This window comes from Plantibacter sp. CFBP 13570, from assembly GCF_014841395.1.
GTDB lineage: Bacteria > Actinomycetota > Actinomycetes > Actinomycetales > Microbacteriaceae > Plantibacter > Plantibacter auratus.
Genome location: NZ_JACYTW010000088.1, coordinates 1 through 10,395, shown reverse-complemented (window position 1 = coordinate 10,395; position 10,395 = coordinate 1). Strand labels below are relative to the sequence as shown.

Annotated in this window: 7 protein-coding genes and 1 pseudogene; 3 read left to right on the top strand and 5 right to left on the bottom strand. The window is 67.7% G+C overall.

Annotated elements, in window-relative coordinates:
* The 4 genes and pseudogenes from IFT89_RS18480 to IFT89_RS18465 all read right to left on the bottom strand — a co-directional run.
* Window positions 1–459: pseudogene (locus IFT89_RS18480) on the bottom strand (hypothetical protein); the annotation flags it as partial.
* Between the two features lie 47 nt (window positions 460–506).
* Window positions 507–2,612 carry an ABC transporter ATP-binding protein gene (locus IFT89_RS18475; RefSeq protein ID WP_202939683.1) on the bottom strand — a complete coding sequence of 702 codons (2,106 nt, stop codon included), beginning with the start codon at window positions 2,610–2,612 and terminating at the stop codon, window positions 507–509.
* A complete protein-coding gene (locus IFT89_RS18470; protein WP_079705531.1) occupies window positions 2,605–3,528 on the bottom strand; it encodes an ABC transporter permease in 924 nt (307 codons plus the stop codon). The genes IFT89_RS18475 and IFT89_RS18470 overlap by 8 nt, the downstream gene beginning before the upstream one ends.
* Window positions 3,529–3,532: 4 nt before the next feature.
* On the bottom strand, window positions 3,533–4,516 hold the full coding sequence (locus tag IFT89_RS18465) for an ABC transporter permease (RefSeq protein WP_079705532.1): 984 nt from the start codon (window positions 4,514–4,516) through the stop codon (window positions 3,533–3,535).
* A gap of 296 nt (window positions 4,517–4,812) precedes the next feature.
* Between IFT89_RS18465 and IFT89_RS18460 the strand changes: the two genes are divergently transcribed.
* From IFT89_RS18460 to IFT89_RS18450, 3 genes are all read left to right on the top strand, one after another.
* Window positions 4,813–6,537 (top strand): ABC transporter family substrate-binding protein, encoded by a 1,725-nt coding sequence (locus IFT89_RS18460; protein ID WP_202939682.1) that lies wholly within the window; start codon window positions 4,813–4,815, stop codon window positions 6,535–6,537.
* Window positions 6,538–6,698: 161 nt separating this feature from the next.
* Window positions 6,699–8,606 (top strand): translational GTPase TypA, encoded by a 1,908-nt coding sequence (gene typA, locus IFT89_RS18455; RefSeq protein WP_056007297.1) that lies wholly within the window; start codon window positions 6,699–6,701, stop codon window positions 8,604–8,606.
* Window positions 8,607–8,677: 71 nt separating this feature from the next.
* Window positions 8,678–9,109 carry a hypothetical protein gene (locus IFT89_RS18450; RefSeq protein WP_192005231.1) on the top strand — a complete coding sequence of 144 codons (432 nt, stop codon included), beginning with the start codon at window positions 8,678–8,680 and terminating at the stop codon, window positions 9,107–9,109.
* A gap of 49 nt (window positions 9,110–9,158) precedes the next feature.
* On the opposite strand, the gene efeB is transcribed toward IFT89_RS18450, so the two are convergent.
* The coding region (gene efeB / locus IFT89_RS18445; protein WP_202939681.1) for an iron uptake transporter deferrochelatase/peroxidase subunit at window positions 9,159–10,395 on the bottom strand (1,237 nt) is incomplete at its 5' end.

Here is a 10,395-nt window from a genome sequence, read left to right as displayed (position 1 = left end):
CTCGTTGCCGGCGCGGCCGGGTCGGCGGACACCCGCCGCGCGGTCCTGGTGGTCGACCCCGCGTCGTCCGGCGCGTCCGCCGATCATCGACGGGCGGTCGAGACCGGCGCTCGGCGCGCCCCAGCTCGTGATCTTCCGACCGTCGCGGAGGAGCACCGTGAGCTGGTAGCGGCTGGTCGCCTCCTCCATGCGCGACCACGGGATGTCGTGGAGACGCCCCACGTTCACGATGGTCAGCTGTGACGGCTCGATGACGATGCAGGGGCGGACGAGGACGAGGTAGACCAGCCACACGACGAGGAGCTCCCACGGGAGCGCCTGGACCGCGAAGTTCCAGGCCCCGCGGCCGACGGCGTCGATGATGAAGAAGACCATGAGCAGGGCGGTGACCCCGAGGATCCAGAAGCCGCTCGTGCTCCGCAGAGTGGTCCGATTGCCGGCGTTCGTCGCTTCGTTCACGTCCACCATCCTTCCAGGCCGCCGACCCGCGGGGCCGCACGGCTCGATCAGGCGGTGACGAGCCGGTCGCTCTCCGCATGGTGACACGCCACGAGCCGTCCGTCGACGGGGCGCTCTCGCGGATCGTCGCGTTCGCAGACCGCCTGCTTCTCCGCCGGCAGCAGCTGGAACAGCGGGCAGCGGCTCCGGAAACTGCAGCCGACCCGGTCGTCGCTGGGGGAGGGGAGGTCGCCGTTCAGCAGGATGCGCTGCCGGCTGCGTTCGATCTCGGGGTCCGGGACCGGCACCGCGGAGAGGAGCGCCTGCGTGTACGGGTGCTTCGGGTCGTCGAAGATCGTGGCACTGGGTCCGTACTCGACGATGCGCCCGAGGTACATGACCGCCACGTCGTCGGCGATGTGCCGGACGACGGCGAGGTCGTGGGCGACGAACAGGTACGAGAGTCCGAGCCGCTGCTTGAGGTCTTCGAGCAGGTTGATGACGCCGGCCTGGACGGAGACGTCGAGCGCGGAGACCGGCTCGTCGAGCACGAGGATCTTCGGTTCGACGACGAGCGCCCGGGCGATGCCGATGCGCTGTCGCTGGCCACCCGAGAACTCGTGCGGGTACCGGCCGGCGAAGGACGGTTCCAGGCCGACGAGTTCGAGCATGGCACCGACGCGGGAGCGGATCTCGGTCGGGGAGACCCCGTGGACGGTCAACGGTTCGCCGATGATGTCCTCGATCGTCATGCGCGGATCGAGCGAGGCCATCGGGTCCTGGAACACCACCTGGATGTCGCTGCGCAGCTTCCGGCGGTCGGGCTTCGACAGCGTCGCGGTGTCGACCCCGTTCACGTGGATGCTGCCGCCCTGCGTCCTGGCGAGTTCGAGGATCTCCATGATCGTCGTCGTCTTCCCGCAGCCGGACTCCCCGACGAGGCCGAGGGTGCGTCCGCGCTGGACGCTGAACGAGACCCCGTCGACCGCGCGGACGGTGCCGATGTTGCGACGGAACACGACGCCCTTCGTGAGCGGGAAGGCGCGGGTCAGGTCGCGGACGTCGAGGACGGTCTCCGGAGCGACCTCGGCGACGAGCTCCTCCGGTACCTCGTCCGGCCGAGGGAAGATCTCCGGGCGGCGCAGCGACCCGTCGGCGATCTCGCCGGCGCGGATGCACGCCGCGGTGTGGTTGACCGAGGTCGTCGGGTCCTCGACGGGACCGTCGAGGACGGGGAGCAGCGCCGGTTCACCCTCGAGGCAGGCGGCCACGGCGATCGGGCATCGCGGGGCGAAGGGGCAGCCGGTCGGCACGGTCGTCAACAGCGGTGGGCGTCCCTCGAGCGGGACGAGTCGCTCCTGCTGGTTCGCGGCCATGTTCGGCATGGAGCGCAGCAGACCGATCGTGTACGGCATGAGGGGTTCGCGGAACAATGGGACGACGGGTGCCGTCTCGACGATCCGACCCGCGTACATCACGGCCACCCGGTCGGCGTTGCCGGCGACGACACCGAGGTCATGCGTGATGAGCACCACGGCGGCGCCAGTGATGTCCTTCGCCTTCTGGAGCACCTCGAGGATCTGCGCCTGGATGGTGACGTCGAGCGCGGTGGTCGGCTCGTCGGCGATGATCAGCTGCGGGTCGTTGGCGATGGCGATCGCGATCATGGCCCGCTGACGCATGCCACCGGAGAACTCGTGCGGGAACGACTTGGCACGCCGCTCCGCGTTCGGGATGCCGACGATCTTCAGGAGTTCGACGGCCCGGGTCTCGGCGGCGCGCTGCGAGAGCGCGGAGTCGTGGAGACGGAGGCCCTCGGCGATCTGCTGACCGATCGTGTAGACGGGCGTGAGGGCCGAGAGCGGATCCTGGAAGATCATGGCGATGTCGCGCCCGCGGATCTTCGACAGTTCCTTGTCAGACTGGCCGAGCAGCTCGACGCCGTCGTAGCGGATGCTGCCGCTCACCTGCGCATTGGTCGGGAGCAGCCCCATGACGGCCATCGAGGAGACGCTCTTACCGGAGCCCGACTCGCCGACGATGCCGAGGAACTCGCCTCGCCGCACCTCGTAGGAGACACCGCGGACGGCGTGCACCGGCGTGCCGGCGTTGGGGAAGGTGACGCTGAGGTCGTCGACCTTGAGGAGCGGCGCGGTCGCCTGGGGGTCAGTCACGGTTGGCTCCTGAGGTCGGGTCGATGGCGTCGCGGAGGGCGTCGCCGAGGAGGCTCGAGGCGAGCACGGTGATGACGAGGATCGCTGCGGGGAAGACGAACAGCCAGGGCCGCGTCACGGCGGCGCTCGCACCGGCGGCGAGGAGAGTGCCGAGCGAGACGTCGGGTGCCTGGACGCCGAAGCCGAAGAAGCTCAGCGTCGTCTCCGACAGGATCGCCGCGCCGATGCCGAGCGTCGCGTCGATGATGAGGAGGCTCGCGACGTTCGGGATGATGTGCCGACGGATGATCGTGAACCCGGGGACGCCCATGAAGCGCGCGGCCTTGACGTACTCGCGTTCGCGGAGCGACATCGTCTGCCCGCGGATGACGCGGGCGAGCACCATCCAGCCGAACAGGACGAGGAAGACGACGAGGGCGAGCCAGGAGAGCGACTTGAACGCCGGGCTGAGGAGCACGAGGAGGAAGAAGCCGGGGATGACGAGGAGCAGGTCGATGAGCCAGACGATCGCCTTGTCCCAGACACCGCCGACGTAACCGGCGATGGCCCCGACGAGTCCGGCGATGATCGCCGCCCCCGGGCCGACGATCAGGCCGATGACGATGGACTTCTGCAGACCGACGAGGGTCTGCGCGTACACGTCCTGGCCGATGTTGTTCGTGCCGAACCAGTGCGACAGCGAGGGCGGCTGGCTGAAGGCGAGGCCGTCCTGGTCGGTGAAGGACCAGGGGGAGAGCAGCGGGCCGATGAAGGCCCAGAGGATGATGAAGAGGAGGACGCCTCCACCGATGCGGGCGCGCTTCGTGGCGAGCACCTTCCGGAGGATCGTGCGTCCGCGGGACTGCGGCCGCTTTGGTGCATCCCGCATCGTCTCGGGTTCGCCGACGGTGAGGGTCGATGGGTCGGTCAGTGCCATGTCGTTACACCCGCACTCTCGGGTCGAGCGCCGCATAGATCACGTCGGAGAGGGTTCCGGCGATCAGGACGAGGATGGAGGTGAAGAGGATCGTTCCGGCGGCGGCGTTGATGTCCGAGTTCGAGACGCTCGTGAGGAGGTACTCGCCCATGCCGTGCCAGCTGAAGACGTTCTCCGTCACACTCGCGCCGGTGAGGATGAGTCCGAACGAGTAGGCGAAGAACGTCGACATCGGGATGAGCGCGACGCGGACGCCGTGTCGGATGATCGCGGAGCCGCGGGTCCGGCCCTTCGAGCGGGCGGTCCGGATGTAGTCGGCGCTCATCACGTCGAGCATGGCGCTGCGCTGGTACCGCGAGTACGAGGCGACGGCGCCGACGGTGAGGGTGATGGTGGGCAGCAGCAGATGCATCGCCCGGTCGCCGAACTGTGTCCAGAACCCGCCCTGTAGGCCAGCGGTGTACTCGCCGGTGAAGTTGATGACGTTCGTGCCGACCGCCTGGTTGAGCGACGTCGCGAGGATCATGAGCACGACGCCGATGACGAAGACGGGCATCGCGAGGATCGTGAACGAGGCGTAGGTGATGATCTGGTCGCTGGCCCGGTACTGCCGGACGGCGCCCCAGACGCCGAGGGCGACGCCGATGACCGCGCCCAGGATGGTGCCGATGACGAGGAGTCGGAGGCTCGTGCCCGAGCGCTCGAAGATGTCGGCCGTGACCTGGGTGCCGCGGGTGCTGACGCCGAGGGACCCGGTGGTCACGAGCTGGGTGACCCAGTCCCAGAGGCGTTCGAGCAGCGGCACCTTCGGGTTGACGCCCATCTTGTCGAGCGCCGCATCGATCGAGGACTGCGGAATGGGCGGGTTCTTCCCGAGGAACCGGGCCGAGGGCTGGAGCGTCATGCTCACGAGCACGTAACCCAGCATGGTGGCGATGGCGGAGAGGAACAGGTAGTTGACCAACCGCCGTGCAATGAACCCGATCATGTACCAGCCTTGCGAAGTCGTTGTGCGGGACCGCGTCGTCCCGTCAGCTGTGCTCCCCTCGTGGGGTGGAGACACTGTAACCCCCAAGTGTCGGGAATCAGAAAACGACGCGTGTTCCCAGGAAACGAAACGTATGTTTCCGGCACGTGTTGCCGATAAATCGAAACGGTAACAATTCGTGCCCACTTGTGGGGGATCCCCGGAGCGGGTGCAAGATGGTGCACATTGGCCTGCGCGCCTTCCGCTCCGCATCGGTGCGGCGTTGCGCAGTTACACGTCACGAAAGGTGGATCTCGATGAGTTCCAGAACACAGGGATCGAAGCGGCGCGGCGGGATGATCCTCGCCGGCGTCTCGATCGTCGCCCTCGCATTGACGGCTTGCACCGGAGGCGGTTCAGGCGGTGGCGGCTCGACGTCGAAGCCCGCCGAGCTGTCCGGCACCGGCTGGGAGCGCGCCGACGCCGACCAGATCGCCCAGGGCGGCACACTCAACCTCGCGGTCGACACGATCCCGGCCAACTGGAACCTCAACAACCTCGACGCCGGTACGGTCGACGACCAGTTCCTCACGAACCTGTACACCCCGTCGTTCGTCAAGATCAAGGAAGACGGCTCCTGGGAGGCGAACCCCGACTACGCGACCTCGGTCGAGCTGAAGAGCGAGGACCCGCAGGTCGTCGAGATCAAGATCAACCCCGACGCCGTGTGGTCCGACGGCACCGCGATCAGCGTCGACGACGTCGCTGCGACGTGGCAGTCCCTGAACGGCGTGAACGAGGCGTACGCACCCACGTCCACGAACGTGTGGAAGGACATCGAGTCCGTCACCGCCGGCGACAGCCCGCAGGACGTCCTCATCACGTTCAAGAACAAGAACGCCGACTGGCCGTCCATCCTCGGCAACATCTGGCCGAAGTGGCTCGGCGCGACGCCGGAGTCGTTCAACACCCTCTGGGCGACCGGACCGTACGCGGCAGACGGCACGACCTACGTGTCGGGTGGCCCGTACATCGTCAGCAAGATCGACCAGACCGGTGCCGTCGTCACCTTCGCGCCCAACCCGAAGTGGTGGGGCGACAAGCCGAAGCTCGACAACATCATCTTCAAGCAGATCTCCCGCGCCGGGCTCGCCCAGGCGTTCTCCAACAGTGAGATCGACGTCTTCAGCGTGGGTTCCAACGCCGACAACTACCAGACGGCTCAGAAGCGCAGCGACGCCGAGATCCAGCGTTCGCGCGGCACCACCTACAACCACATCACGCTGAACGGCACGTCCGAGGTCCTGAGCGACCCCGAGGTCCGGCAGGCGTTCGCCAAGTCGATCAACCGTCAGACCATCGCCGAGGCCCGCCTCGCAGCGATCGACGCACCGACCGACCTGCTGAACAACCTCATCTTCCTCCCGGGCCAGGACGGCTACGAGGACGACGCCTCCAAGGTGCTCGGCTACGACATCGACGCGGCCAAGAAGCAGCTCGAGGACGCCGGTTGGAAGGAAGGCAGCGACGGCATCCGCGAGAAGGACGGCCAGAAGCTGACCGTCCGCTACGTCATCGACTCCGACAACCCGGTCTCCGCCGAGACGTCGCAGCAGGTGCAGGCCATGGTCAAGGAGTCGGGCTTCGACCTCCAGATCGACACCGTCCCCTCGGATGACTTCTTCACGAAGTACGTCACCACCGAGACCCGCGACTTCGACGCCGTGAGCTTCGCGTGGCAGGGCACCGCCTTCCCGATCTCCAGCACCGAGTCGATCTTCTACCCGGCCGACTCCGGGCAGAACTTCCCCGGCGTCACCGACGACTCCCTCGGTGACCTCTGGGCGAGCGCCAACGCGGAGCTCGACCCCGACAAGCGCCTCGAGATCGCGAAGGAGATCGACAAGAAGATCGTCGCCCTCGCGACCACGCTCCCGCTGTTCCCGGTGCCGTACACCTACGGCGTCAAGACCGGCCTCGTGAACTACGGGCCGACCCAGTTCGAGACCATCGACTGGAAGAACGTGGGCTGGAAGAAGTAAGCGACACGACGGGTTCCTCCTGAACCCTGAGGACGACGGGCATCGGCGGGAAACCGCCGGTGCCCGTCGCCGTTCAGCCCCCGGCCAGGACTCCTGCGGTATGATGGTCCGTCGGCACCATCGTGCCCGAATCCCATCCACTTGAAGGAAGCCACCCTTTTATGGCGCTCGCCACTCGTTCCGATCTGCGCAATGTCGCGATCGTGGCCCACGTTGACCACGGCAAGACGACCCTCGTCGACGCCATGCTGCGACAGACCAACTCTTTCGCCGAACACGCCCACCTCGAAGAACGCGCCATGGACTCGAATGAGCTCGAGCGCGAAAAGGGCATCACCATCCTCGCCAAGAACACGGCGATCTCGTACAAGGGCGAACACGCCACCGACGGCCCGATCACGATCAACGTCATCGACACCCCGGGCCACGCCGACTTCGGTGGAGAGGTCGAGCGCGGCCTGTCCATGGTCGACGGCGTCGTCCTCCTCGTCGACGCGTCCGAGGGCCCCCTGCCGCAGACCCGGTTCGTGCTCCGCAAGGCGCTCGAGGCCAAGCTGCCGGTCATCCTCCTGGTCAACAAGACCGACCGCCCCGACGCGCGCATCGACGAGGTCGTCGTCGAGAGCCAGGACCTCCTCATCGGTCTCGCCAGCGACATGGTCGACGACGTCCCCGACCTCGACCTCGACGCCGTCCTCGACGTCCCGGTCGTCTACGCCTCCGGTAAGGCCGGCCGCGCGTCGTCCAACAAGCCCGCCAACGGCGAACTGCCCGACAGCGAGGACCTCGAGCCGCTGTTCGCAGCCATCCTCGAGCACATCCCGGCTCCGCAGTACGACGACGAGCACCCGCTCCAGGCGCACGTCACGAACCTCGACGCCTCGCCGTTCCTCGGTCGCCTCGCGCTCCTGCGCATCTTCAACGGCACGCTGAAGAAGGGCCAGACGGTCGCCTGGGTCCGCCACGACGGCGACGTCCACAACGTCCGCGTCACCGAGCTCATGATCACGAAGGCCCTCGACCGCTACCCGGCCGAGAGCGCCGGCCCCGGCGACATCGTCGCCGTCGCCGGTTTCGCCGACATCATGATCGGCGACACCCTGGCCGACCCCGAGGACGTCCGCGCGCTGCCGGCCATCACGGTCGACGACCCGGCCATCTCGATGACCATCGGTACCAACACCTCGCCGCTCATGGGCAAGGTCAAGGGCCACAAGCTCACCGCGCGCATGGTCAAGGACCGCCTCGACCGCGAGCTCATCGGTAACGTCTCGCTCAAGGTCCTCGACATCGGTCGACCCGACGCGTGGGAGGTCCAGGGCCGTGGAGAGCTCGCGCTCGCCATCCTCGTCGAGCAGATGCGTCGCGAAGGCTACGAGCTCACCGTCGGCAAGCCGCAGGTGGTCACGAAGCGTATCGATGGCAAGGTCCACGAGCCGTACGAGCACCTGACCATCGACGCTCCCGAGGAGCACCTCGGCGCGATCACCCAGCTCCTCGCCGCTCGCAAGGGCCGCATGGAGAACATGGCGAACCACGGCACCGGCTGGGTCCGCATGGAGTTCATCGTCCCGTCGCGCGGCCTCATCGGTTTCCGCTCCGAGTTCCTCACCGCCACGCGCGGTACGGGTATCGCCAACGCGTTGGCACACGGATACGGCGAGTGGGCCGGCGCGATCACGACGCGCAACAACGGCTCGATCGTCGCCGACCGCTCCGGCGTGGTCACGCCGTTCGCGATCATCGCGCTGCAGGAGCGCATGTCGTTCTTCGTGCAGCCGACCGAAGAGGTCTACGAGGGCATGGTCATCGGTGAGAACTCGCGCAACGACGACATGGACGTCAACATCACCAAGGAGAAGAAGCTGACCAACATGCGTCAGTCTTCGGCCGACAACTTCGAGTCGATGACGCCGCCGCGCGTCCTCACGCTCGAGGAGAGCCTCGAGTTCGCCCGCGAGGACGAGTGCGTCGAGGTCACGCCCGAGCACGTGCGCATCCGCAAGGTCGAGCTCGACGCTCAGGCCCGCCAGCGCAGCTACTCGCGTCTCAAGAAGCAGTCCGAGTAGGCAGCAGCCGCTCCAACCCGATGCCCGGTCCTCTCAGGAAGACCGGGCATCGGATCGTTAAGCTCATGGGCATGCGCCGACCCGCCTCCCTCGCCCTGCTGGCCGCCCTCGTCCTCGCTCCGACGCTCGCCGGGTGCAGCGTCATCGAGTCCACCGTCAAGGACTCCGTCGAGCAGGGCATCCGCGACGCCACCGGTGGCGACTTCGACGTGAACCTCGACGAGGGGCTGCCGGACGGATACCCCGTCGACGCGGTCCCGGTGGTCGACGGCACGGTCAACGGCGGACGTGGAACGGTCGACGGCAAGGACACCTTCGTCGTCACGGTCCAGGCGACCGACGCGGCCACCGCAGCGAAGGACGCGCTCGTCGCGGCGGGCTTCACGGTCGACGCGGAGATCGCGAACGGAGACGGTTCGATCGTGACGATGTCGACGACGGCCTACGACGTGAAGCTCGTCGCCTCGGCGGACAGCATCCTCTACACGGTGACGGTCAAGTAGCACTTCGACAGGCTCAGTGACCGGGCAGGGAGGGCTCAGTGACCGGGGCTCAGCGACCGGGCAGGTCGTACGCGAAGAGCGTCTCGCCGACCCAGCCGTCCTTGCTCGCGCCCGGCGGCACCGCGAAGATCGCCGACCCGACGTGCTTGATGTACTCGTTGAGCGCATCGGTGGCCAGCGCGCGCTGCACGTCGATGAACTGCTTCGGCGATCGCTGGTACGACATGAAGAACAGTCCGGCGTTCAACCGCCCGAGGTCGTCGTTGCCGTCGACGAAGTTGTATCCGCGTCGCAGGAGCTTCGTGCCCTTGAGCTGGGTCGGGTGCGCCAGGCGCACGTGCGAGTGCTTGTCGATGAGCGGCTGATCCGTTGCGCCGACCGCGTCGAAGTCGGGCTCAGTGAACTCCTTGCCGCCCGACAGCGGTGCGCCCTCGCCCTTGCTCCGACCGATGACGCGCTCCTGCTCCTGGAGCTGCGCGCGGTCCCAGGTCTCGATGATCATGCGGATCTTCCGGACCACGAGGTAGGAACCACCGCTCAGCCAGGCGGCGCTGTCTCCGTCCTGAACCCAGACCTGCTCCTCGACCGTCTTGGTCTCCTCGGACTTGACGTTCGCGGTGCCGTCTTTGAAGCCGAACAGGTTGCGCGGGGTGACCTGGCTGGTGGAGGTCGAGGAGGTACGACCGAAGCCGAGCTGCGACCAGCGGATGGAGGCGCGTCCGAACGCGATACGGCTCAGATTGCGGATCGCGTGCACGGCGACCTGCGGGTCGTCGGCGCACGCCTGGATGCAGAGGTCGCCGCCGGTCAGGCCCGCCTGCAGGTTGTCGCCCGTGAAGCGGGGGAGCTTCTCCAACTCGGCCGGGCGCCGGTCGGCGATGCCGAACCGGTCCGTGCCGTCCTCGGCGGTGAAGAGCGTGGGGCCGAACCCGAAGGTGATCGTGAGCCCGCTGGCGGGCAGTCCGAGCGCCTCTCCGGTGTCGACCGGGGGAGCGAGCGGCGAGCCGTCCACGGCGCCGCCGTCGGAGACCTCCTGGCCTTGCGTCATGCGTGCCGCGGCGACACTCCAGTCCTGGAGCAGCTCGATGAGCTCCTCCCGGGTGGTCCCAGCCGACACGTCGTACGCGGCGAAGTGCAGGCGGTCCTGCGCCGGCGTCGTGATCCCGCTCTGGTGGGCCCCGTTGAACGGGTAGACCGTCGTGACGCCCGTGGCACTCGCCGAGGCGCTGACGGCGGCGGTGATGGCCGCGGTCGCCCCGGCTCCGGCCGCCAGCCCTGCGGCGCCT